Consider the following 22976-nt stretch of genomic DNA (forward strand, 5'->3'; position numbering starts at 1 on the left):
GTCAGCCCCAGCTCGGCAAGGTCGGCAGCGCTTCCTCGGGTGCGTCGACCCGTTCCACCCCGGCACCGTCGGAGCGGCCGGTCAGCCACGCCAGGACGGCGTGCGCCGGGCCGGCCAGCGACCTGGCCCCGTCGCCGATCACAACGTCCTCGACGCTCCCGTCCGGGTGGGTGACGGCGATCCGGGCACCGGGCCCAGCGTCGACCAGCCGCCCGGGGCACTCGCCCAGCCCGCCACGCAGCACCACCTGCGGGGCATCCGCGAACGTGTAGCCGAGGGCGAGGTCGACGTGGTGGTAGACGACCTCGCGCAGCCGCAGCCAGGGCAGCGTGGCGACCTGGATGGTCGGGCCGCGTCCGCTGGGCACCTCGAGGTCCAGCTGGGCCGGGGGGACGTCGGCCAGCAGAGCGAGAAAGCGCTCGGCGGAGCTCTCCACGTCGGACTCCAGCTCGGACGCCGACCGGCCGGCTCCGGCCTCGATGCCCGCGTCGCGCGCCTGCGCGGACTCGTACATCGGGGTCACCTGGCCGGTGACGGCCGACCGGGCCACGTTGCCCAGGCCGTCGGCGTTGCGGGCCAGATGGCTGAGGACGTGCCCGCGGGTCCAGCCCGGCAGCAGCGACGGGCGGTGCACGTCGTCGTCGGTGAGCTCGTTGACCGACTGCAGGAGGTGGTCGGTCTGGTCGCACAGCTGGGCCAGTATGGGGTCGTCCGCGAACGCCGTCATGGAGCGAACCTACTCCGGGTCACAACGCCGAGTCGGCCGTTGTCGGTGGTGCCACCTAGCATGGTCGGGACCCGTCCGGCGGGTGCCTGCACGCATTCCCGGACCCGCACCACACCGCAGGAGCGAGCCCACCGTGGCTGACAGCCTCATCGTGCGCGGCGCGCGCGAGCACAACCTCAAGGACGTCTCGATCGACCTGCCACGAGACGCCATGATCGTCTTCACCGGCCTGTCCGGTTCGGGCAAGTCGTCCCTGGCGTTCGACACGATCTTCGCCGAGGGGCAGCGCCGCTACGTGGAGTCGCTGTCGGCGTACGCGCGCCAGTTCCTGGGTCAGATGGACAAGCCAGACGTCGACTTCATCGAGGGCCTGTCACCGGCGGTGTCCATCGACCAGAAGTCCACCTCCCGTAACCCGCGGTCCACGGTCGGCACGATCACCGAGGTCTACGACTACCTACGGCTGCTGTTCGCCCGTGCCGGCCGTCCGCACTGCCCGGTCTGCGGCGAGGCGGTCACCCGGCAGACGCCCCAGCAGATCGTCGACCGGCTGCTCGAGCTCCCCGAGGGCACCCGGTTCCAGGTGCTGGCCCCTGTGGTGCGGGCCCGCAAGGGCGAGTACGCCGACTTGTTCCGCGAACTCCAGTCGAAGGGCTTCTCACGGGCGCGGGTGGACGGTGAGGTCGTCACGCTGGCCGAGCCCCCCGCTCTGGAGAAGAAGCTCAAGCACACGATCGACGTCGTGGTCGACCGGCTGGTCGCCAAGGCATCGGCGAAGCGTCGGCTGACCGACTCGGTGGAGACCGCACTCGGGCTGGCCGGCGGGCTCGTGGTTGTCGAGCTGGTCGACCTCGACCCCAAGGCGAAGGACCGCGAGCGCCGCTTCTCCGAGAAGATGGCCTGTCCGAACGAGCACCCACTGGCAATGGACGAGATCGAACCGCGGTCGTTCTCGTTCAACAGCCCGTTCGGTGCGTGCCCGGAGTGCACGGGCCTGGGCACCAGGCTCGAGGTGGACCCTGACCTGCTGGTTCCGGACGACGAGCTCAGCCTGGCTGAGGGTGCCATAGCGCCGTGGACGCAGGGCTCCGCCGAGTACTTCCAGCGGCTGGTCTCCGCGCTGGGCGACCAGCTCGGGTTCTCGACCGACGTCCCGTGGCGTGCTCTGCCCGAGCGGGCGAAGGAGGCGCTGCTGCTCGGTGAGAACTACGAGGTGCACGTTCGCTACCGCAACCGCTTCGGTCGCGAGCGTTCGTACACCACGGGGTTCGAGGGGGCCATCCCGTTCGTCCAACGCCGCCACTCTGAGACCGAGTCGGAGTGGAGCCGTGAGCGCTACGAGGGCTACATGCGTGAGGTGCCGTGTCCAGTCTGCGGGGGCGCCCGGCTCAAGCCGGAGTCGCTGGCCGTGCTGCTGGGCGGGCTGTCCATCTCGGCGGTCTGCGCCAAGCCGATCCGCGACTGCGCCCAGTTCCTCGACACGCTGAAGCTGACGGCTCGCGAGAAGCAGATCGCCGAGCGGGTGCTCAAGGAGATCCAGGCGCGGCTGGGCTTCCTGCTGGACGTCGGGCTGGACTACCTCTCGCTCGACCGCGCCTCCGGCACCTTGTCCGGCGGCGAGGCGCAGCGGATCCGGCTGGCCACGCAGATCGGTTCGGGCCTGGTCGGTGTGCTCTACGTGCTGGACGAGCCAAGCATCGGCCTGCACCAGCGCGACAACCACCGCCTGATCGGGACGTTGACCCGGTTGCGCGACCTGGGCAACACGCTCATCGTGGTCGAGCACGACGAGGACACCATCAGACACGCGGACTGGGTGGTCGACATCGGTCCTGGGGCGGGGGAGCACGGCGGCCACGTGGTCCACTCCGGAACGGTCGCCAAGCTCCTCTCGCACCCGAAGTCGATCACCGGGCAGTACCTGTCCGGCCGGCGCGAGATCACGCTGCCGACCGAGCGCCGGCGGGTGGACGGCGACCGGGAGATCACCGTGGTGGGTGCTCGCGAGCACAACCTGCAGGGGATCGACGTGTCGTTCCCGGTCGGCTGCTTCGTCGCGGTGACCGGCGTCTCCGGCTCGGGTAAGTCGACGCTGGTCAACGACATTCTCTACAACGTGATGGCCAACAAGCTGAACGGCGCGCGGCATGTCCCGGGCCGGCACCGCACCGTGCGCGGGCTGGACCACCTCGACAAGGTGGTGCACGTCGACCAGAGCCCGATCGGCCGCACCCCCCGCAGCAACCCCGCCACCTACACCGGGGTGTTCGACCACGTGCGCCGGTTGTTCGCCGAGACGACCGAGGCGAAGATCCGTGGCTACCTGCCGGGTCGGTTCTCGTTCAACGTCAAGGGCGGCCGCTGCGAGAACTGCTCGGGCGACGGCACGATCAAGATCGAGATGAACTTCCTGCCGGACGTCTACGTTCCCTGCGAGGTCTGCCACGGCGCGCGGTACAACCGCGAGACGCTCGAGGTGCACTTCAAGGGCAAGACGATCTCGGACGTGCTGGACATGCCGATCGAGGAGGCCGCTGGCTTCTTCGCCGCCGTGCCGGCGATCAGCCGGCACCTGACGACGCTGGTGGAAGTCGGTCTCGGCTATGTCCGGCTGGGCCAGCCTGCGACCACCCTGTCCGGCGGCGAGGCGCAGCGCGTCAAGCTCGCTAGCGAGCTGCAGAAGCGCTCGACCGGACGCACGGTCTACGTGCTGGACGAGCCCACCACCGGCCTGCACTTCGAGGACATCCGCAAGCTCCTGCTGGTGCTGCAGGGGCTGGTGGACAAGGGAAACACCGTGATCGTCATCGAGCACAACCTCGACGTGATCAAGAGCGCCGACTGGATCGTCGACATGGGCCCGGAGGGTGGCTCCGGTGGCGGCCTGGTGGTTGCGGAGGGCACCCCGGAGCAGGTTGCCGTTCACCCTGCCAGCTACACCGGACAGTTCCTCAAGCCGGTGCTCGACGGTCGTCGCCCCGTCCCGGTGGCCGCGTCCAGGCCGGTCGCGGCGGCGTTGCTGAGCCGGCCGGCGACGACGGCGAGGGCGAGCAAGGCGACCGCGAAGAAGGCCGCGACCAAGAGGGCGACAGCGAAGACGACCTCCACGCAGGCGGTCAACAAGACAGTGGTCAAGAAGACGACCGCGAAGAAGACCCCAGCGAAGAAGACGGCCGCGACGAAGAAGACGGCGAAGACCGCGGCCTCGCCCCGCAGGTCTGCGGGGTAGGTCCAGAAGGCACTCGGCTGACTCCCAGGTTCGCGGGGCAGTCTGACCGGCAGCGACCCTGGGGCCTGGCCCCGCGACGAACGGAGCCGTCACATGAAGCACGCCGAGCCATCGCGTCGAGCCCTGCTCCAGGGTGTCGGAGCGGTCGCCGTCGTTGGGGCTGCCGTTACGGCCTGCAGCGACGACGGCGGATCGGGCCCCGCCGGGTCGGGCTCGAGCGCGGCGGCCGGCTCGGTGGTCGGGGCCACGAGCACGGTCCCGGTCGGTGGCGGTTCGGTCTTCCCGGATGCCCGCGTGGTCGTGACGCAGCCATCGGCAGGGGAGTTCAAGGGCTACTCGACCCGCTGTACCCACCAGGGCTGCGCGGTGACCAGCGTGAGCGACGGCTTCATCGTGTGCCCTTGTCACAACAGCCGTTTCGCGATCTCGGACGGTGCGCCGACGTCCGACAGCCTGGCCAAGGAGCCCCTCGCGCCCGTCGCCGTCTCGGTGTCAGGTTCGGACGTCGTCCTGGGGTGACGCCCGCGCCCGCCGATGTCGGCGGACGAACGTAGGGTTGGCGTCGTGGCCGACCCGTCGACGTACCGCCCCGCACCGGGCGAGATCCCGGTCGAGCCGGGCGTCTACCGGTTCCGTGACGAGCACGGCCGCGTCATCTACGTGGGCAAGGCCAAGAGCCTGCGGCAGCGGCTCAGCTCGTACTTCCAGGACGTGTCCGCGCTGCATCCGCGGACGCACACCATGGTCACCACGGCAGCCAGTGTCGAGTGGACGGTGGTGGCCAACGAGGTCGAGGCCCTGCAGTTGGAGTACTCCTGGATCAAGGAGTATGACCCTCGTTTCAACGTCAAGTACCGCGACGACAAGTCCTACCCCTACCTAGCGGTCACCATGGGCGAGGACTTCCCACGCGTGCAGGTCATGCGCGGGGCCAAGCGCAAGGGCACCCGGTACTTCGGCCCGTACGCGCACGCCTGGGCGATCCGAGAGACCGTCGACCTGCTGCTGCGGGTGTTTCCTGTGCGCACCTGCAGCAGCGGCGTGTTCCGCCGCGCCGGGCAGGTCGGCCGACCGTGTCTGCTCGGCTACATCGGCAAGTGCTCGGCCCCGTGCGTCGGGCGGGTCAGCGAGCAGGAGCACCGCGAGCTCGCCGAGGACTTCTGCGACTTCATGGCGGGCAACACCGGGCGCTTCGTCCGGCGCCTCGAGCACGAGATGAAGCAGGCCGCGAACGAGCAGGAGTACGAGCGTGCGGCCCGGCTTCGCGACGACATCGGGGCGCTCAACCGCGCTCTGGAGAAGAGCGCGGTGGTGCTGGCCGACGCCACCGACGCCGACGTGTTCGCGCTGGCCGAGGACGAGCTGGAGGCGGCGGTCCAGGTCTTCCACGTGCGCGGTGGCCGGATCCGCGGACAGCGCGGCTGGGTCGTCGAGAAGGTCGAGGACGTCGGCACCGACGACCTGGTCGAGCACCTGCTGCAGCAGGTCTACGGCGCATCGCCGGAGGCCGTCCCGCGTGAGGTGCTGGTGCCCGCCCTGCCTCGAGACAGTGCTGAGGTGGCGGCCTGGTTGGAGGGCATGCGAGGTTCCCGGGTCGACCTGCGGGTGCCGCGCCGGGGCGACAAACGCGCCCTGCTGGAGACGGTGGAACGCAACGCCGGCCAAGCCCTCAACCTGCACAAGACCCGGCGCGGCGGCGACCTGACCACGCGGTCGCTCGCGCTGAAGGAGCTCCAGGACGCGCTGGACCTGCCCGACGCACCCCTGCGCATCGAGTGCTACGACGTCTCGAACCTGCAGGGCACCGAGGTGGTGGCGTCCATGGTGGTCTTCGAGGACGGGCTGCCTCGCAAGTCCGAGTACCGCAGGTTCTCGGTGCGCGGCACCGAGGGCCAGGACGACACCGCGTGGATGAACGAGGTGATCACCCGCAGGTTCCGGCGCTACCTGGACGAGCGTGCGGAGGCGAGCGACGTCGAGATCGCCCAGGGCATCGACCCGGAGACGGGCCGACCGCAGAAGTTCGCCTACCCGCCGCAGCTTGTCGTGGTCGATGGCGGCCCACCCCAGGTCGCCGCAGCGGCGCGGGCGCTGGATGCCCTCGGCATCGAGGAGGTGTCCCTGGTCGGCCTGGCGAAGCGGCTCGAGGAGGTCTGGCTGCCCGGCGACGACCACCCGGTGATCCTGCCCCGCTCCAGCGAAGGCCTCTACCTCCTGCAGCGGGTGCGCGACGAGGCACACCGGTTCGCGATCACGTTCCACCGGCAGCGGCGGTCGAAGGCCATGACCAGCAGCGCCCTCGACGCGGTCCCCGGCCTGGGGCCGACCAGGCGCAAGGCGCTGCTCAAGCAGTTCGGCTCGCTGAAGCGGATCCGCGCCGCCGAGGCGGCAGAGATCGCTGCGGTCCCGGGCATCGGGCCGGCCACCGCGCAGGCCGTCGTCGACGCACTGGCTGGTACGTCCGGGGCGACTCCGGCCGTCAACCTCACGACCGGTGAGGTGCTGGACGATTGACCAGGTGCAGGCTCGGTACGGTGGGGCGACGACGAGGCAGGAGCTCATGAGCGACGAGGGCACGCAGCAGCCACAGCTGGTCATCGTGACCGGCATGTCCAGCGCTGGCCGCTCCACGACGGCCAACGTGCTGGAGGATCTCGGCTGGTACGTCGTCGACAATCTGCCGCCGCAGATGCTCAACCCCCTGCTGGAGCTCGCACTGCGCGACAGCGGCTCCGACGACGAGGTGCACCTGTCTGGTTTGGCCGCCGTCGTCGACGTGCGCAGCCGCACCTTCTTCCAGGCGTTGCAGGACGCCCTGTTCGAGCTGCGAACCCGAGGCGCCGCACCGCGGGTGGTGTTCCTGGACGCCGCGGACGACGTGCTGGTCCGGCGGCAGGAGTCGGTGCGTCGTCCGCACCCTCTGCAGGGCAGCGGGCGCATCCTGGACGCCATTCACCGCGAACGCGCCATGCTCGAGTTCGTCCGGGAAAGCGCCGACGTGGTGATCGATACCAGCGGCCTGAACGTCACCCAGCTCAAGACCAAGGTCTCCCAGGTCTTCGAGTCCAGCGAGCTGCCCAGCCTGCGCGCCACCGTGATGTCGTTCGGCTTCAAGTACGGCGTCCCGCTGGACGCCGACTTCGTGCTGGACATGCGCTTCCTGCCCAACCCGTACTGGGTCGACGAGCTCCGTCCGCAGAACGGCAACGACGCCGCGGTGAGCAGCTACGTGATGGCGCAGGACGGCGCGGCCGTCTTCCTGGAGCGCTTCGTGTCCGCGCTCAAGCCGGTGCTGGTCGGGTACGAGAGCGAGAGCAAGCGCTACATGACCATCGCCCTGGGCTGCACCGGCGGCAAGCACCGTTCGGTGGCGATGGTCAACGCCCTGGCCGCCCGGCTGTCCGAGCTCGACGTCCAGGTGGGCACCTTGCACCGCGACCTGGGGCGGGAGTGACCCGCCCGGCGGTCGTGGCGTTGGGGGGTGGCCACGGGCTGGCCGCGTCGCTGGGCGCGTTGCGGCACATCACCGACCGGCTCAGTGCCGTCGTCACGGTCGCGGACGACGGCGGGTCCAGCGGCCGGCTGCGTCGCGAGCTGGGGGTCCTGCCGCCCGGTGACCTGAGGATGGCCCTGGCAGCGCTCTGCGAGGACGGCGAGTGGGGGAGCACCTGGCGGGACGTGCTGCAGCACCGCTTTGCCAGCCAGGGCGAGCTGCACCACCACTCCGTGGGGAACCTGCTGATCGTCGCGCTCTGGGAGCTGCTCGGTGACACCGTCGGCGGTCTGGACTGGGTCGGCCGACTGCTTGGTGCCCGCGGCCGGGTCCTGCCGATGAGCTCGGTGCCGCTCACCATCGAGGCCAGCGTGGTCGGACTCGACCCGGCCGACCCGCAGGCGGCCCGCACGGTGCGCGGGCAGTCCCAGGTCGCCGTGACGCCTGGCCGGGTCACCGCCGTGCGGTTGGTCCCGCAGGCGCCGCCGGCCTGCGCCGAGGCGGTGGAGGCCGTCCGTTCGGCCGACTGGGTGGTTCTCGGCCCTGGTTCCTGGTTCACCTCCGTCATGCCGCACCTGCTGGTGCCGGAGCTGGCCGACGCGATCTGCGAGACCAGTGCCAAGCGGGTGATCACCTTGAACCTGATCGACGAGGAAGAGACCGGCGGCTTCAGTGGCGCGGATCTGCTGGATGCGTTGCGGGAGCACGCTCCTGCGCTCCGGGCCGACGTCGTGCTCGCCGATCCCACGGTGGTTGCGGACCGTCGTCAGCTGGAGGAGGCAGCGCGGCGGCTGGGGGCAGCGCTCGCCGTGTTCTCGGTCGGCCAGACCGGCCGCACAGGGGTGCACGACCCGCTGCGGCTGGCGGCGGCGTACCGTGACGTGCTGCGCTGAGACGAACGGCGCTGGGTCCGTTCACTCGGGTCCGAGGTGGACGCCCCAAGGCCCGACGAGAATGGCAGGATGGCCCGCATGGCGATGACGGCAATGGTGAAGGACGAGCTGAGCCGCCTACCGGTGACCCGGACGTGTTGTCGCAAGGCCGAGGTGTCCGCCACGCTCCGGTTCGCCGGTGGGCTGCACATCGTCGCGGGCCGGATCGTGGTCGAGGCCGAGCTGGACACCGGTCAGGCGGCGCGCCGGCTGCGCCGGGACATCGCCGACGTCTACGGCCACGCCAGCGACATCGTGGTGCTCGCTCCCGGTGGGCTGCGTCGAGGTAGCCGGTACGTGGTCCGGGTGGTCAAGGACGGCGAGGCGCTGGCTCGGCAGACCGGTCTGATCGACGGCCGCGGTCGCCCGGTCCGCGGGTTGCCGCCGCAGGTCGTCTCGGGTGCCGTCTGCGACGCGGAGGCAGCCTGGCGCGGTGCGTTCCTCGCGCACGGGTCGCTCACCGAGCCCGGCCGCTCGTCGGCACTGGAGGTCACCTGCCCCGGCCCGGAGGCGGCGCTGGCCCTGGTGGGTGCGGCCCGTCGCCTTGGTATCTCCGCGAAGGCACGCGAGGTGCGCGGCGTCGACCGCGTGGTGATCCGCGACGGCGACGCGATCGGCGCGATGCTCACCCGGCTCGGCGCGCACGACGCGGTGCTGGCCTGGGAGGAGCGCCGGATGCGGCGTGAGGTCCGCGCCACCGCGAACCGGCTGGCCAACTTCGACGACGCCAACCTGCGCAGGTCCGCGCGGGCGGCGGTCGCCGCCGGCTCGCGGGTCGAGCGTGCGCTGCAGATCCTCGGGGACGATGTCCCGGACCACCTGCGCGAGGCCGGCCAGCTGAGGCTGGCGCACAAGCAGGCCAGCCTCGAGGAGCTCGGTCACCTGGCGGACCCGCCGATGACCAAGGACGCGGTCGCCGGTCGCATCCGCCGGCTGCTGGCCATGGCTGACAAGCGTGCCGAGGACGAGGGCGTGCCGGGCACGGACGCCAACCTCACCGCGGACATGCTCGAAGCCTGATACGCCCCGCGGCCCGCATCCCCGAGGGCGATAGGGTCGTCCGTGGATCGACAGCGTCGTCGACGTCCACCACCCTGACCGCGCCTGTAGGGCGCCACCGTCCCCAGGAGGCAGCGCAGTGACCGTCCGCGTAGGTATCAACGGCTTCGGCCGCATCGGCCGCAACTTCTTCCGCGCCGTGCTGGCGTCCGGCGCCGACATCGAGGTCGTCGCCGCGAACGACCTCACGGACAACGCGACCATCGCCCACCTGCTGAAGTACGACTCGATCCTGGGCCGGCTGCCAGCCGAGGTGACGGCGACCAGCGAGGGCATCACGGTCGACGGACGGCTGATCCGGGTGTTCGAGGAGCGCGACCCCGCCAGCCTGAAGTGGGGCGAGGTCGGCGCTGACGTCGTGATCGAGTCCACCGGCTTCTTCACCGACGCCACCAAGGCGAAGGCGCACGTCGACGGCGGCGCGAAGAAGGTCATCATCTCCGCGCCGGCGAAGAACGAGGACGTCACCGTCGTCATGGGGGTCAACCACGAGCAGTACGACCCCGCGGCGCACACGGTGATCTCCAACGCATCGTGCACCACCAACTGCCTGGCCCCGATGGCCAAGGCGATCCACGACGCCTTCACCATCGAGCGCGGGCTGATGACGACGGTGCACGCGTACACCGGCGACCAGAACCTGCAGGACGGCCCGCACCGAGACCTGCGACGGGCTCGTGCGGCGGCCGTGAACGTCGTCCCCACCTCGACCGGCGCGGCCAAGGCGATCGGCCTGGTCATGCCCGAGCTCAAGGGCAAGCTCGACGGCTACGCGCTGCGGGTGCCGATCCCCACCGGCTCGGCGACGGACCTGACGGTGACGCTGTCCCGTGAGGTCACCGCCGACGAGGTCAACGCCGCGGTCAAGGCTGCGGCCGAGGGGTCGCTGAAGGGCTACCTGCGCTACACCGAGGACGAGATCGTCTCCTCCGACATCGTCACCGACCCGGCCTCCTGCATCTTCGACGCCGGACTGACCAAGGCGATCGGCAACCAGGTCAAGGTCGTCGGCTGGTACGACAACGAGTGGGGCTACAGCAACCGGCTCGTGGACCTGATCACGTACGTCGGCGCCACCCTCTGAGCGGGGTCGTAGCCACGTGCTGACCATTGACGACCTGGGCGACCTGCGCGGCCGGAGAGTGCTCGTCCGGAGCGACCTCAACGTGCCACTGGACGGCACGAAGATCACCGACGATGGGCGCATCCGGGCCTCCGTCCCGACGATCCAGCGACTGTGTGAGGCCGGTGCCCGAGTCGTGGTCTGCGCCCACCTGGGCCGTCCCAAGGGCGCTCCGGAGGAGCGGTACTCCCTGCGACCCGTGGCGGCCCGGCTCGGCGAGCTGCTGGGTGCTTCGGTGGCCTTCGCGACCGACACCGTCGGCGAGAGCGCACAGAGCGCGGTCTCGGCGCTGCAGGACGGCGAGGTGGCGGTGCTGGAGAACCTTCGCTTCAACCCGGGCGAGACCAGCAAGGACGACGGCGAACGGGGGGCGTTCGCCGACCAGCTGGCCGGGCTGGCCGACGCCTTCGTCAGCGACGGGTTCGGCGTCGTGCACCGCAAGCAGGCGAGCGTGGTGGACGTCGCCGAGCGGCTGCCGCACGCTGCCGGCGGACTGGTGCTGGCCGAGGTCGAGGTGCTCAAGAAGCTGACCGAGGACCCGCAGCGCCCCTACGTGGTGGCGCTCGGCGGCTCCAAGGTGTCCGACAAGCTCGGGGTGATCGAGAACCTGCTCGACACCGCCGACCGGATCCTGGTCGGCGGTGGGATGGTCTTCACCTTCCTCAAGGCGCAGGGCCACGAGGTCGGCAAGAGCCTTCTTGAAGAGGACCAGCTCGGCACGGTTCGCGGGTACCTGGCGACCGCGCAGCAGCGCGGCGTGCAGCTCGTGCTGCCCACGGACGTCGTCGCGGCGACGGCCTTCGCCGCCGACGCCGAACACGACGTCGTGCCGGCCGACGCCATCCCCGCCGACCGGGTGGGGCTGGACATCGGGCCGGCCAGCGCCGAGCAGTTCGCAGCTGCGCTGGCCGACGCACGGACCGTCTTCTGGAACGGCCCGATGGGCGTGTTCGAGATGGACGCGTTCAGCAACGGCACCCGCGCTGTCGCCCAGGCGCTGGTCGACTCCGATGCCTTTACCGTGGTCGGTGGGGGAGACTCGGCCGCGGCTGTGCGTACCCTCGGTTTCGACGAGCGGGCGTTCGGCCACATCTCCACCGGTGGCGGCGCCAGCTTGGAGTACCTCGAGGGCAAGACCTTGCCCGGCCTGACCGTGCTCGACAGCTGACGAAAGGCACCAACCGATGGCTCGCGGCACCGTAACCGGTCGTGTCCCCCTGATGGCGGGCAACTGGAAGATGAACCTGGACCACCTGGCCGGCGCGCACCTGGTGCAGAAGCTGGACTGGACGCTGAAGGACGCCAAGCACGACTTCGCCGCAGTCGAGGTCGCCGTGCTGCCGCCCTTCACCGACCTGCGCACTGTTCAGACCCTGGTCGACGGCGACAAGCTGGACATCCGCTACGGCGGCCAGGACCTCTCGCCGCATCCGGAGGGCGCCTTCACCGGCGACGTCTCCGGGTCGATGCTCGCCAAGCTCGGGTGCGCCTACGTGGTCGTCGGGCACAGCGAGCGTCGTGAGATCCACGGCGAGGACGACAGCATCGTGAATGCCAAGGTCCGGGCTGCCTACCAGCACGGCCTGACCCCGATCCTTTGCGTGGGTGAGGGGCTGCAGGTCCGCCAGGCCGGCGAGCACTGCGCGCACACGCTGACGCAGCTGGACGCCGCGTTGGAGGGGGTGAGCGCGGCGCAGGGCAAGACGCTGGTCGTGGCCTACGAGCCGGTCTGGGCCATCGGTACCGGCGAGGTCGCCACCCCCGAGGACGCGCAGGAGGTCTGCGCGGCCATCCGCACCCGGCTCGCGGAGACGTGGTCCGGCGACGTGGCGGACGCCGTCCGAGTGCTCTACGGCGGATCTGTCAAGGCGGCCAACGTCGCGTCGATCATGGCGCAGCCCGATGTGGACGGTGCGCTCGTGGGTGGCGCGAGCCTCAAGGCCGACGAGTTCGCCAGCATCTGCCGCTACCGTGACCACGTGACAGGCTGACGCACGCGCCCGACGTCCTGTTTCCGGCCGGCACCGCGTACCCTGTGACGGTACGACCCGGCCCAGCGGCCCCGACCCACCTGACGGATGGAAGTTTCGTGACTGCAGTACGTATCAGCCTCAACGTGGTGCTGGTGATCACCAGCCTGTTCCAGATCCTGCTGATCCTGCTCCACAAGGGCAAGGGCGGCGGTCTGTCAGACATGTTCGGAGGCGGCGTCTCGTCCAGCCTGGGTGGCTCGTCGGTGGCCGAGAAGAACCTCGACCGGTTCACGATCGCCGTCGCGCTGGTCTGGACGGCCGCCATCGTCGGGATCGGCCTGATCGAGCGTTTCACCACCACCTGACCCACCCGACGCCGGGCGGCGTCGGCAGGGTCACCAGCGCACACGAGACACGGGAGAACGTGCATGGCAGGCGGTAACGCAATCCGGGGCAGCCGGGTAGGCGCAGGTCCGATGGGTGAGGCGGAGCGTGGCGACGCGGCCCCCCGGATCGTCCAGTCGTACTGGTGCGCCAACGGGCACGAGACTCGCCCGAGCTTCGCGGACGAGCAGGGCGTGTCCGCTCCGGAGACCTGGGACTGCCCGCGCTGCGGCTTCCCTGCCGGTCAGGACCAGGCGAACCCGCCGGCCCCGCCGAAGGTCGAGCCGTACAAGACGCACCTGGCCTACGTGAAGGAGCGCCGAAGCGACACCGACGGGCAGGCGATCCTGGACGAGGCTCTGCAGCAGCTGCGCGACCGGGGTCTCATCCGCTGAGCCCCGGCCCTTAGGGGCTGGAGACGCGGATCAATGCCGGCGGCACCCGCGTCGCAGCCGGCCGATCCAACAGCCAGACGGTGGCGCGTTGACCGCTCACCGCACCGGCCGGTGCCTGGACCGGTCCCGCTCCGCTGAGGGCGAGGCCGATGGCGGTGGCCTTCTCTTCGCCGGCTGCCACCAACCAGACCTCCTGCGCGCGGTTGATCGCCGGCAGGGTCAACGAGACACGCTGCGGCGGGGGCTTCGGGGAGCCGTGCACCCCGACGACGGTGCGGTCCGTCTCGTACACCCCAGCCATCTCGGGGAACAGCGACGCGATGTGCGCGTCCGGCCCGACCCCCAGCAGCAGGACGTCGAACGCCGGGACCGCGTCGCGGCCCGTGCCCTCCGCCCGTGCCACCCGGGCGAGCTCGTCCGCGTAGCGTTCGGCCGCCGCGTCGACGTCCGAGCCGGCCGGGTCATCGCTGGCGGCCATCGGGTGCACGTTGTCCGACGGCAGCGGCAGCGAGTCGAGCAGCACCTGCCGCGCCTGGGTCTCGTTCCGGTCGGGGTCGCCCGCCGGGAGGTACCGTTCGTCGCCCCACCACACGTGCACGTGCGGCCAGGAGACCGCGTCGCGCGCCGGCGACTGAGCCAGCGCGGCCAGCACGGCAGTGCCCACCGTGCCGCCGGTGAGCACGACGTGCGCCGTCCCGTGGGCCGCCTGCGCGTCCACCAGCCGGGTGACCAGCCGGGCGGCGACCGACGCGGCCAGCACCTGCGCGTCGCGGTGCACCACCACGAGCGGGGAGACGCTCACGACCTGTCCTGCACAGTGCTCTCCTTCGCCGCCGGGCGCTTCGCCGCGGCCTTCTTGCTGCTGGGCGACGCCTCGCGGATCGCCTTGGCCGTCGCGGCCTCGCGACGCTCTGCCCGGTCGGAGCGGCGCTTGGCGGCTGCGGGAGACATCGCCTCGCCGTCGGCCGCCGCCTGGGACGCCGTGACGGACCGGCCCGCCTCGAGGCGGGTCAGGCCACGCTGCAGGGTGGCGGCGTAGACCTCGTCCTGGTCCAGTCGGCGAAGCTCCTCCGCCAGGCACTCCGCGAGCTCTCGGCGGGGCAGCGCGATCCGCCGGTCCGGCTGACCGGGCTGGGTCAGCGTCGCGATCGCGCCGTCCGCCCGGACCAGGTCGACCGGCCCACTGCGCCGCTCCATCCGCACGCTGGACATTCCGGTGCCGGCCTTGGTGCGTGCACGCGTCACGGTGCAGCGCAGGGCCTCCGCCAGCCACGCGGCGAGCAGGTCGGTGCTCGGGCTGTCCGAGGCACCGCTGACCGTGACGTGCTCAACCGACTGGTACGGCGGCTGGTCGAGGGCCGCGGCCAGCAGCCCGCGCCACTTGGTGACCCGGGTCCAGGCCAGGTCGGTGTCGCCCACCGCGAACGTGTCCCGGCGGCGCAGCAGCTCCCTGTGCGGGTTGGCCGACGCCGCTGAGTCGGTGATCCGGCGGTGGGCCATCCGGCCGATCGGGTCCTTGGATGGTTCCTTGGGAGCCTGGCCGGGCCACCAGGCCACCAGCGGCGAGTCCGGCAGCAGCAGGGGAGTGACCACGCTGTCGGGGTGCGCAGTGAGCTGCCCGTACAGCCGCAGCACGATGACCTCGCTGGCGCCGGCGTCCCCGCCGACCCGGACCTGAGCGTCCATCCGCTCCGCGCCGCGCTTGTTGCTCTGCACGATGACGATGACCCGGCAGGGGTGCTCGCGGCTCGCGTCGTTCGCGGCCGCGATGGTCTCCTCGGACTCGGCCTCGTCCGTCACGATCACCAGGGTCAGCACGCGACCCAGCGCGATGGCGCCACCGGAGTCACGCAGGTCGACGAGCTTGCGGTTCACCGCTGCGGTCGTGGTGCTGGGTAGGTCGATGATCACGGGAGCCTCCACACCCGGCCGTCGCGGGCCATCATGTCGTCCGCCGTCTGGGGGCCCCAGGTACCCGACGGGTAGGAGTCGGGCTGGGCGGACTTCGCCCAGTGCCGCTCGATCGGGTCAAGGATCTTCCAGGACAGCTCGACCTCTTCATGCCGCGGGAACAGTGGAGGCTCGCCGAGCAGCACGTCCAGGATCAGCCGCTCGTAGGCCTCCGGCGAGGACTCGGTGAAGGCGTGGCCGTAGCCGAAGTCCATCGTGACGTCGCGGACCTCCATGGCCGTGCCCGGCACCTTGGAGCCGAACCGCAGCGTGACGCCCTCGTCCGGCTGGACCCGGATGACCAGGGCGTTGTGGCCGAGCTCCTCGGTCGCCGTCGTCTCGAACGGCAGGTGCGGTGCCTGCTTGAACACGACCGCGATCTCGCTGACCCGTCGGCCCAGCCGCTTGCCGGTGCGCAGGTAGAACGGGACACCCGCCCACCGTCTGGTGTCGATCTCGAGCTTGATGGCCGCGTACGTCTCCGTCGTGGAGCGACGGCTGATGCCGTCCTCCTCGAGGTAGCCGATGACCTTCTGGCCACCCTGCCAGCCCGCCGCGTACTGCCCGCGCGCCGTTGAGGACCCGAGGTCCTTCGGCAGGCGGACGGCGGACAGGACCTTCTCCTTCTCGGCGCGCAGGTCCTGCGCCTCGAACGAGACAGGCTCCTCCATCGCGGTGAGCGCGAGCAGCTGCAGCAGATGGTTCTGGATGACGTCCCGTGCCGCGCCGATGCCGTCGTAATAGCCGGCCCGGCCGCCGATACCGATGTCCTCGGCCATGGTGATCTGCACGTGGTCGACGTAGTGCGCGTTCCAGATCGGCTCGAACAGCTGGTTGGCGAACCGCAGCGCCAGGATGTTCTGGACCGTCTCCTTGCCCAGGTAGTGGTCGATCCGGAACACCGCGTCCGCGGGGAACACCTGGGAGACAACGTGGTTGAGTTCGCGCGCCGACGCCAGGTCGTGGCCGAACGGCTTCTCGATGACCACCCGGCGCCAGGTGTCCCGCTCGGGGGTCGAGAGACCGGAGCGGGCCAGCTGCTCGCAGACCTGGGAGAAGAACTTGGGCGGGATCGAGAGGTAGAAGGCGTGGTTGCCGCCGGTGCCCCGCTCGGTGTCCAGCGCGGCCACGACCTCGGCCAGGTGGTCGAACGCCTTGGCGTCGTCGAAGTCACCCGGTACGAACCGGAAACCCTCGGCCAGATGCTTCCAGACGTTCTCCCGGAACGGCGTCCGGGCGTGCTGCTTGACCGCCTCGTAGACGATCTGGCCGAAGTCCTGGTCCGCCCAGTCCCGGCGGGCGAAGCCGACCAGCGAGAAGCCCGGCGGCAGCAGGCCACGGTTGGCCAGGTCGTACACGGCGGGCATCAGCTTCTTGCGGGCCAGGTCGCCGGTGACCCCGAAGATCACCAGGCTGCACGGCCCGGCGATCTTCTGCAGCCGCTTGTCCCGAGGGTCGCGAAGCGGGTTCTGTCCAGGCCCCACCCGGGCTGGGCTCACTGCAGGACCTCCAGGAGTCGGGCCACGCCGGCGGCCCGGTCGGTGAGATGGACGCGGAGCACGGGCCGGCCGTGGTCGGCGAGCACCTGTGCGTCGCCGGCGGCCTGCGCTGCGATGAGACCGCCGAAGGTGAACGGCTGACCGGGTACGTCCAGGTCGGCCGCAGGATCGCCCGTGACCTGCAGGTACACACCGGTGGCCGGGCCACCCTTGTGGTACTGCCCGGTCGAGTGCAGGAACCGGGGGCCCCAGCCGAAGGTCGTCGGCCGCTCGGTACGCAGCGCGAGCGGTGCTCGGACCCCGGCCAGCGAGGCCTGTGCCGATCGGTCGAGGTAGGCCATCACCGCGAGGTAGCCACGTCCCGGCTCGAGCCGAGCGAGCAGCGCAGCAACGGCGCCGGGCAGGTCGTTGACGCCGTCCAACAGCCCTGGGGTGCCTCGCAGCTCGATGCCGGCGTCGACCAGGTCCGGCGCGGTTGCGACCGGTGCTCCCTCGAGCATCCCGCGCGCCGCCTTCTTGGCGCTCTCCACGTCCGGCTGGTCGAACGGGTTGATGCTGAGCAACCGCCCGGCCACCGCGGTCGCGGCCTCCCACAGCAGCATCAGGGCGCCCAGCGAGCCACCGACGCTGACGCCGGTCTGCGCGCCCGCCCCGCCCTCGCCCTCACCGGGCTCCGCGTCGGGCTCGCCGCCGGCTGCGACCAGCAGCAGCGGCAGCACGTCGGACGCCGGCCAGCGCACCTCCGGTGCCTGCGGACCCTCCACCACCACGGGTAGCAGGCCGGTTCCCTGCTTGCCGGTGCTCTCCGCCACCAGCTGCTCGGCCCAGTCCGCGAAACCCACCACTGAGGTGCCATCCGCGGCCAGCGCGAGCTTGTCCCGGCGTCCCGCCTGGTCGGCCGGCGCGAGGCCGGCCAGGGCGGCGCCGAGCACCAGCGCAGGGTTGCCTTCGCCGTCCTCGGCGAGCAGGTCGGTGACCGCCTGCGCCTCGTCCAGCAACGCGCCGACGTCCACGCCCGCGAGCGCGCTGGGCACCAGACCGAAGGCGGTCAGCGCCGAGTACCGTCCGCCGACGTTCGGGTCGGCCAGGACGACGTGGTGACCGTCCGCGCGGGCACTGGCCTCCAGCGGCGAACCCGGGTCGGTGACCACCACGATGCGGCCCGCCGGGTCGATCCCGGCAGCGGTGAACGCGGCACTGTAGGCACGCCGCTGGCTGTCGGTCTCGACGGTCCCGCCGGACTTGCTGGAGACCACCACGACGGTGCGCTCGAGCCGGTCGGCCAGGGCAGCGCGCACGTAGTCGGGGTCGCTCGAGTCAAGCACGGTCAGTGGCACCCCGGCCGTGGCGCAGATGACCTCCGGCGCAAGTGACGAGCCGCCCATGCCGGCGAGTACGACGTGGTCCACCTCGGCGGGCAACGCCGCCCGGATCGCGGCCACCTCGTCGACCAGCGGGCGCGAGCTCGTCGCCAGACCGACCCACGAGAGCCGGATCGCCGACTCGGCCTCGGCCTCCGGGCCCCACAGCGTGGCGTCCTGGGCGAACAGCCGTGAGGCGAACCGCTCGTCGACCAGCCCGGGCACGCGGACCCGGACGGCGTCCGCCGCGGCGCCGGTGGCGGTGACCTCGACCAGGCCGCCGCCCTCGCCCCTGGCCCAGGCCAGGACGGCCCCGGCGGAGCCGACGTCGGATGCCCCGCCGTCGTCCGAGGTCACTGGCCGCCCTCCTCGCCGGCGCCGGTGGGCTGGTGGGCCAGCTCGTCGCGCACGGTTCGCTGCAGCTCGTCCCAGCTCTTCTCGAACTTCTCCACACCTTCGCGCTCAAGCACCGCGGTGACGTCGCCGTAGGAGATGCCCAGTCGCTCCAACGCGTCCAGCACCTTGCGGGCGTCCTCGTACTGCCCGCGCACGGTGTCGCCGTGCACCTCGCCGTGGTCGGCGACGGCGTCCATGGTCGCGCTCGGCATCGTGTTGACCGTGCCGTCGGTGACCAGCTCGGTGACGTACAGCGTGTCCGGGTAGGCCTGGTTCTTCACCCCGGTGGAGGCCCACAGCGGGCGTTGGGGGTGGGCGCCGTCCTCGGCCAGCACCTGCCAGCGCGGCGTGGAGAAGACCTCCTCGAATGCCTGGAAGGCCAGCCGCGCGTTGGCGAGCGCAGCCTTGCCGCGCAGGGCCTTGGCCTCGTCCGAGCCGATCGCGTCCAGCCGCGGATCCACCTCGGTGTCCACCCGCGAGACGAAGAACGAGGCGACGGAACGGATCGTGGACAGGTCGATGCCGGCCTCGCGGGCCTGCTCGAGACCCGTCAGGAAGGCCTGCATGACGCCGCGGTAGCGGTCCAGCGCGAAGATCAGCGTCACGTTGACGCTGATCCCGGCGGCGATGGTCTGCGAGATGGCCGGCAACCCCTCGACCGTCGCCGGGATCTTGATCAGCGCGTTGGGCCGGTCCACTGCCGCCCAGAGCCTCTTGGCCATCTCCACCGTCGCGGCGGTGTCGTGCGCCATGCTGGGATCGACCTCGATCGAGACCCGGCCGTCCTGCCCGCCGGTGGCGTCGTACACGGGGCGCATCACGTCGCAGGCGCGCCGCACGTCGTCCGTGGTCGCCTCGAACAGCGCGGCCTGCACGTCCTTGCCCGCGGCGGCGAGCGCCCGCAGCTGTTCGTCGTAGGCGTCGCCCTTGGACAGTGCGGCGGCGAAGATCGTCGGGTTCGTTGTCACCCCGACGACGTGCTTGTCCTGGATGAGCCGCTCGAGGCTCCCGTCGTTCAACAGCTCGCGCGAGAGGTCGTCGAGCCAGACGGAGACGCCCGCCTCGGAGAGCGTGGCGAGTGCGTCGGTCATGGGGTCCTCCTGGAGGTGGTGGTGCGGGGTGGGTCCTAGGACGCTGCGGCGATGCTCTCGCGTGCGGCGGCGGCGACGTTCTCGGCGGTGATGCCGAACTCGCGGAAGATGGTCTGGTAGTCGGCCGAGGCACCGAAGTGCTCCAGCGAGATGATGCGGCCGGCGTCACCGACGACCTCGCGCCAGCCCTGGGCGACCGCGGCCTCGACACTGACCCGCGCGCGCAGGGCCGGCGGCAGCACCTCGTCGCGGTACGCCTGGGGCTGGGCGTCGAACCACTCGCGGCAGGGCATGGAGACCACCCGGGTCGGAGTGCCCTCGGCCTGCAGCTGCTCGCGGGCCGCGACGGCCAGCTGGACCTCGGAGCCGGTGGCTACCAGGACGACGCCGGCCGGGCCGTCCTCGGCCTCGGCCAGCACGTAGCCGCCGCGGGCCACCCCCTCGGCGGAGCCGAAGGCGCCTTCGCCGCGCTCCACCACGGGCAGGTTCTGCCGGCTGAGCACCAGGCCGGCCGGGCGGTCGGTGTGCTCCAGGATGGTCCGCCAAGCCCAGACCGTCTCGTTGGCGTCAGCCGGCCGGACGACGTCCAGTCCGGGGATCGCGCGCAGCGCCGCCAGATGCTCGACGGGCTGATGGGTCGGGCCGTCCTCGCCGAGGCCGATGGAGTCGTGCGTCCAGACATAGGTCACCGGCAGCTTCATCAGCGCGGCCAGGCGAACCGCCGGGCGCATGTAGTCGCTGAACACCAGGAAGGTGCCGCCGTAGGGGCGGGTCAGGCTCTGCAGCGCCATGCCGTTCAGGATCGAACCCATGGCGTGCTCGCGGATGCCGAAGTGCAGCGTTCGCCCGTAGGGGCCGCCCTGCCAGTCCTTCGTCTGCCGGTTCGCCGGGATGAACGAGGGCTGGCCGCCCATGGTGGTGTTGTTGCTCTCCGCCAGGTCGGCGGAGCCACCCCACAGCTCGGGCAGGACGTCGGCCAGCGCGGTCAGCACCTTGCCCGAGGCGGCGCGAGTGGCGATGCCCTTGGGATCGGGGTCGAACGTCGGGAGCTGGTCGGTCCAGCCGTCGGGCAGCCGCTCCGCGCTGAGCCGGTCGAGCAAGGCCGCGTTGTCGGCGTTGGCAGCGCGCCAGGACTCGTATCCGCCCTGCCACTTCTCGTGCGCAGCCCGGCCGCGGTCGCCGACCCGGCGGGCGTGCGCGAGGACGTCGTCGTCCACCTGGAAGGTCCGCTCGGGGTCGAAGCCGAGCAGCTCCTTGGTGGCGGCGACCTCGGCGTCGCCGAGCGCGGAGCCGTGGGCCTTGCCGGTGTTCTGCTTGGTCGGCGCCGGCCAGCCGATAATGGTGCGCAGCGAGATGAAGGACGGGCGGTTGGTCTCTGCCTTTGCTGCCTCGATGGCGGCCAGCAGGGCGTCGACGTCCTCGACGTAGGCGCCGCCGCTGCTCCAGTCCACCGACTGGACGTGCCAGCCGTAGGCCTCGTAGCGCGCCGCGACGTCCTCGCTGAACGAGACGTCGGTGTCGTCCTCGATCGAGATGTGGTTCTTGTCGTAGATGACGACGAGGTTGCCGAGCTCTTGGTGGCCGGCCAGCGAGCTCGCCTCGCTGGTCACCCCCTCCATGATGTCGCCGTCGGAGCAGAGCACGAAGATGTGGTGGTCGAAGGGGGACTCCCCGGGCGCGGCGTCGGGGTCGAGCAAGCCGCGCTCACGGCGTGCCGCCATCGCCATGCCGACCGCACCGGCCAGCCCCTGGCCGAGCGGACCCGTGGTGATCTCGACACCTCGGGTGTGCCGGTGCTCGGGGTGGCCGGGCGTCTGCGAACCCCAGGTGCGCAGCGCCTGCAGGTCGGACAGCTGCAGGCCGTAGCCGGACAGGTACAGCTGGATGTACAGGGTCAGGCTGGAGTGGCCGCAGGACAGCACGAAGCGGTCCCGGCCTAGCCAGTGGTCGTCCGCCGGGTCGTGCCGCATGACCTTCTGGAACAGCAGGTACGCGACCGGTGCGAGGCTCATTGCCGTACCGGGGTGGCCGTTGCCGACCTTCTGCACAGCGTCCGCGGCCAGCACGCGCACCGTGTCCACCGCGCGCAGGTCGGCGTCGGTCCAGCCTGCCCGCGAGGCAGTCGGCGGGGCGAGCTCGCTCGATCGCCCTGGCGTGGTCAGCTCGCTCACGTGAGGTTCCTCTCCTGGCGGGGTGGACGCGCCTGGTGAGCGCCCGCTCCGAGCCTAGACCCGGCTCGCCGCGCCGCATCCGCTGCCCTGGGCACGCTGACGCGGCGGTACGATGGACGACGTCGAGCGCGCCGTCCGGGCTCGTCGAAGCCTTGCTGTCCAGCGCATTCCGAGGACCTCGTGACCGCGACCGACCCCAGTGCACCGATGCGACCTGCGTCGGCGTTGGCGCCACCGACCGGCGCGCCGGGTCGGCGTTCGGTCGGGCGGACGGTCCGGGCGTACGTCGCGCTGACCAAGCCGCGGATCATCGAGACCCTGCTCGTCACGACGGTGCCGACGATGTTCCTGGCCGCGCAGGGGCTCCCTCCAGCCTGGCTCGTCCTGGCCACCCTGGTCGGCGGCACGCTCGCGGCGGGCAGCGCGAACACCCTCAACTGCTACCTGGACCGCGACATCGACCAGCTGATGCACCGCACCCGGCAGCGGCCGCTGGCGACCGGGGAGGTCTCCCCGCGGGAGGCCCTCGTCTTCGGGGTGCTGCTCGGGATCGTGTCCGTGCTGTGGCTCGGCCTGGTGGTGAACTGGTTGGCCGCCGGGCTCGCACTGACCGCCAACCTGTTCTACGTCTTCGTGTACACGATGCTGCTCAAACGCCGCACGCCGCAGAACATCGTCTGGGGTGGTGCGGCTGGCTGCATGCAGGTGCTGATCGGCTGGGCCGCGGTCACCGGTTCGCTGGCCTGGGCGCCGTTCGTGCTTTTCGGCGTGATCTTCCTCTGGACGCCGCCGCACTACTGGCCGCTGTCCATGCGCTTCGAAGACGACTACGCGAACGCCGGCGTGCCGATGCTGCCGGTCGTCGCCTCGGAGCTCACCGTGGCCCGCCAGGTCGTCGCCTACTCCTGGGCGATGGTCCTCTGCTCCCTGCTGCTGGTGCCCGTCGCACCGACCGGCTGGTTCTACGCAGTGGCTGCCGTCGTCCTCGGTGCGGTCTTCCTGGTCGAGGCGCACCGCCTGCTCGGGCGCGCCAAGCGCGGCGTCGTCGGTGCCGCGCTCAAGCCGATGCGGCTGTTCCACTACTCGATCACGTACATCAGCCTGCTCTTCGTGGCGGTCGCGGTCGACCCCTTCCTGCGGTTCTGACCCTCCCCCTCCGCCTGACCTCGCCGTCCCTCGTCGCGGCGCAACGC

At 71.2% G+C, this 22976-nt stretch carries 19 protein-coding genes; 12 read left to right on the forward strand and 7 right to left on the reverse strand.

Annotated elements, in window-relative coordinates; all coding sequences use genetic code 11:
• Position 1: 1 nt before the first annotated feature.
• The gene (locus tag ACPPVT_RS10685; protein WP_426566965.1) at positions 2 to 727 is read right to left on the reverse strand and encodes a maleylpyruvate isomerase family mycothiol-dependent enzyme; all 726 of its coding nucleotides are present in this window, start codon (positions 725 to 727) and stop codon (positions 2 to 4) included.
• A 133-nt stretch (positions 728 to 860) separates the two neighbouring features.
• Between ACPPVT_RS10685 and uvrA the strand changes: the two genes are divergently transcribed.
• The 11 genes from uvrA to ACPPVT_RS10740 all read left to right on the forward strand — a co-directional run bounded on the left by uvrA (position 861) and on the right by ACPPVT_RS10740 (position 13315).
• Positions 861 to 3956 carry an excinuclease ABC subunit UvrA gene (gene uvrA, locus ACPPVT_RS10690; protein ID WP_426566966.1) on the forward strand — a complete coding sequence of 1032 codons (3096 nt, stop codon included), beginning with the start codon at positions 861 to 863 and terminating at the stop codon, positions 3954 to 3956.
• Positions 3957 to 4049: 93 nt separating this feature from the next.
• Entirely contained in the window at positions 4050 to 4475 is a 426-nt protein-coding gene (locus ACPPVT_RS10695; RefSeq protein ID WP_426566967.1) for a Rieske (2Fe-2S) protein, read from the forward strand.
• Between the two features lie 45 nt (positions 4476 to 4520).
• Positions 4521 to 6470: an excinuclease ABC subunit UvrC gene (gene uvrC, locus ACPPVT_RS10700; RefSeq protein WP_426566968.1), complete on the forward strand. Its 1950-nt coding sequence runs from the start codon at positions 4521 to 4523 to the stop codon at positions 6468 to 6470.
• Between the two features lie 46 nt (positions 6471 to 6516).
• The gene (gene rapZ, locus ACPPVT_RS10705) at positions 6517 to 7410 is read left to right on the forward strand and encodes an RNase adapter RapZ (RefSeq protein ID WP_426566969.1); all 894 of its coding nucleotides are present in this window, start codon (positions 6517 to 6519) and stop codon (positions 7408 to 7410) included.
• A complete protein-coding gene (locus ACPPVT_RS10710; protein ID WP_426566970.1) occupies positions 7407 to 8342 on the forward strand; it encodes a gluconeogenesis factor YvcK family protein in 936 nt (311 codons plus the stop codon). The genes rapZ and ACPPVT_RS10710 overlap by 4 nt, the downstream gene beginning before the upstream one ends.
• A gap of 78 nt (positions 8343 to 8420) precedes the next feature.
• Entirely contained in the window at positions 8421 to 9401 is a 981-nt protein-coding gene (gene whiA / locus ACPPVT_RS10715) for a DNA-binding protein WhiA (RefSeq protein ID WP_426566971.1), read from the forward strand.
• 118 nt (positions 9402 to 9519) lie between these two features.
• Entirely contained in the window at positions 9520 to 10524 is a 1005-nt protein-coding gene (gap, locus tag ACPPVT_RS10720) for a type I glyceraldehyde-3-phosphate dehydrogenase (RefSeq protein ID WP_426566972.1), read from the forward strand.
• A gap of 16 nt (positions 10525 to 10540) precedes the next feature.
• Positions 10541 to 11731 carry a phosphoglycerate kinase gene (locus ACPPVT_RS10725; RefSeq protein WP_426566973.1) on the forward strand — a complete coding sequence of 397 codons (1191 nt, stop codon included), beginning with the start codon at positions 10541 to 10543 and terminating at the stop codon, positions 11729 to 11731.
• 16 nt (positions 11732 to 11747) lie between these two features.
• Positions 11748 to 12554 (forward strand): triose-phosphate isomerase, encoded by an 807-nt coding sequence (tpiA, locus tag ACPPVT_RS10730; RefSeq protein ID WP_426566974.1) that lies wholly within the window; start codon positions 11748 to 11750, stop codon positions 12552 to 12554.
• Between the two features lie 98 nt (positions 12555 to 12652).
• Complete coding sequence (gene secG / locus ACPPVT_RS10735; RefSeq protein WP_426566975.1) at positions 12653 to 12901, forward strand: preprotein translocase subunit SecG; 249 nt, start codon at positions 12653 to 12655, stop codon at positions 12899 to 12901.
• 63 nt (positions 12902 to 12964) lie between these two features.
• The gene (locus ACPPVT_RS10740; protein WP_426566976.1) at positions 12965 to 13315 is read left to right on the forward strand and encodes an RNA polymerase-binding protein RbpA; all 351 of its coding nucleotides are present in this window, start codon (positions 12965 to 12967) and stop codon (positions 13313 to 13315) included.
• A 10-nt stretch (positions 13316 to 13325) separates the two neighbouring features.
• Here the strand turns inward: ACPPVT_RS10740 and pgl are convergent, their stop codons facing one another.
• The 6 genes from pgl to tkt all read right to left on the reverse strand — a co-directional run bounded on the left by pgl (position 13326) and on the right by tkt (position 21783).
• On the reverse strand, positions 13326 to 14117 hold the full coding sequence (gene pgl, locus ACPPVT_RS10745) for a 6-phosphogluconolactonase (RefSeq protein ID WP_426566977.1): 792 nt from the start codon (positions 14115 to 14117) through the stop codon (positions 13326 to 13328).
• Positions 14114 to 15226, reverse strand: coding sequence for a glucose-6-phosphate dehydrogenase assembly protein OpcA (gene opcA, locus ACPPVT_RS10750; protein WP_426566978.1), 1113 nt, complete (start codon positions 15224 to 15226; stop codon positions 14114 to 14116). Before opcA ends, pgl begins: the two co-directional genes overlap by 4 nt.
• A complete protein-coding gene (zwf, locus tag ACPPVT_RS10755) occupies positions 15223 to 16764 on the reverse strand; it encodes a glucose-6-phosphate dehydrogenase (RefSeq protein ID WP_426566979.1) in 1542 nt (513 codons plus the stop codon). The genes opcA and zwf overlap by 4 nt, the downstream gene beginning before the upstream one ends.
• Positions 16761 to 18401: a glucose-6-phosphate isomerase gene (locus ACPPVT_RS10760; protein WP_426567121.1), complete on the reverse strand. Its 1641-nt coding sequence runs from the start codon at positions 18399 to 18401 to the stop codon at positions 16761 to 16763. Before ACPPVT_RS10760 ends, zwf begins: the two co-directional genes overlap by 4 nt.
• A 77-nt stretch (positions 18402 to 18478) precedes the next feature.
• Positions 18479 to 19612: a transaldolase gene (tal, locus tag ACPPVT_RS10765; protein ID WP_426566980.1), complete on the reverse strand. Its 1134-nt coding sequence runs from the start codon at positions 19610 to 19612 to the stop codon at positions 18479 to 18481.
• Positions 19613 to 19647: 35 nt separating this feature from the next.
• Positions 19648 to 21783 (reverse strand): transketolase, encoded by a 2136-nt coding sequence (gene tkt, locus ACPPVT_RS10770; protein WP_426566981.1) that lies wholly within the window; start codon positions 21781 to 21783, stop codon positions 19648 to 19650.
• Between the two features lie 207 nt (positions 21784 to 21990).
• On the opposite strand from tkt, the gene ACPPVT_RS10775 reads away from it, so the two are divergent.
• Positions 21991 to 22929 (forward strand): heme o synthase, encoded by a 939-nt coding sequence (locus ACPPVT_RS10775; RefSeq protein WP_426566982.1) that lies wholly within the window; start codon positions 21991 to 21993, stop codon positions 22927 to 22929.
• Positions 22930 to 22976 lie beyond the last annotated feature (47 nt).

It is taken from the genome of Angustibacter sp. McL0619 (assembly GCF_049994355.1).
GTDB lineage: Bacteria > Actinomycetota > Actinomycetes > Actinomycetales > Angustibacteraceae > Angustibacter.

Bases quoted from the DNA above. Each gene is read 5' to 3' on its own strand.
- ACPPVT_RS10685 (WP_426566965.1), bottom strand. From the start codon at position 727: ATGACGGCGTTCGCGGACGACCCCATACTGGCCCAGCTGTGCGACCAG.
- ACPPVT_RS10695 (WP_426566967.1), top strand. From the start codon at position 4,050: ATGAAGCACGCCGAGCCATCGCGTCGAGCCCTGCTCCAGGGTGTCGGA.
- rapZ (WP_426566969.1), top strand. From the start codon at position 6,517: ATGAGCGACGAGGGCACGCAGCAGCCACAGCTGGTCATCGTGACCGGC.
- whiA (WP_426566971.1), top strand. From the start codon at position 8,421: ATGGCGATGACGGCAATGGTGAAGGACGAGCTGAGCCGCCTACCGGTG.
- tpiA (WP_426566974.1), top strand. From the start codon at position 11,748: ATGGCTCGCGGCACCGTAACCGGTCGTGTCCCCCTGATGGCGGGCAAC.
- ACPPVT_RS10740 (WP_426566976.1), top strand. From the start codon at position 12,965: ATGGCAGGCGGTAACGCAATCCGGGGCAGCCGGGTAGGCGCAGGTCCG.
- tal (WP_426566980.1), bottom strand. From the start codon at position 19,612: ATGACCGACGCACTCGCCACGCTCTCCGAGGCGGGCGTCTCCGTCTGG.
- ACPPVT_RS10775 (WP_426566982.1), top strand. From the start codon at position 21,991: ATGCGACCTGCGTCGGCGTTGGCGCCACCGACCGGCGCGCCGGGTCGG.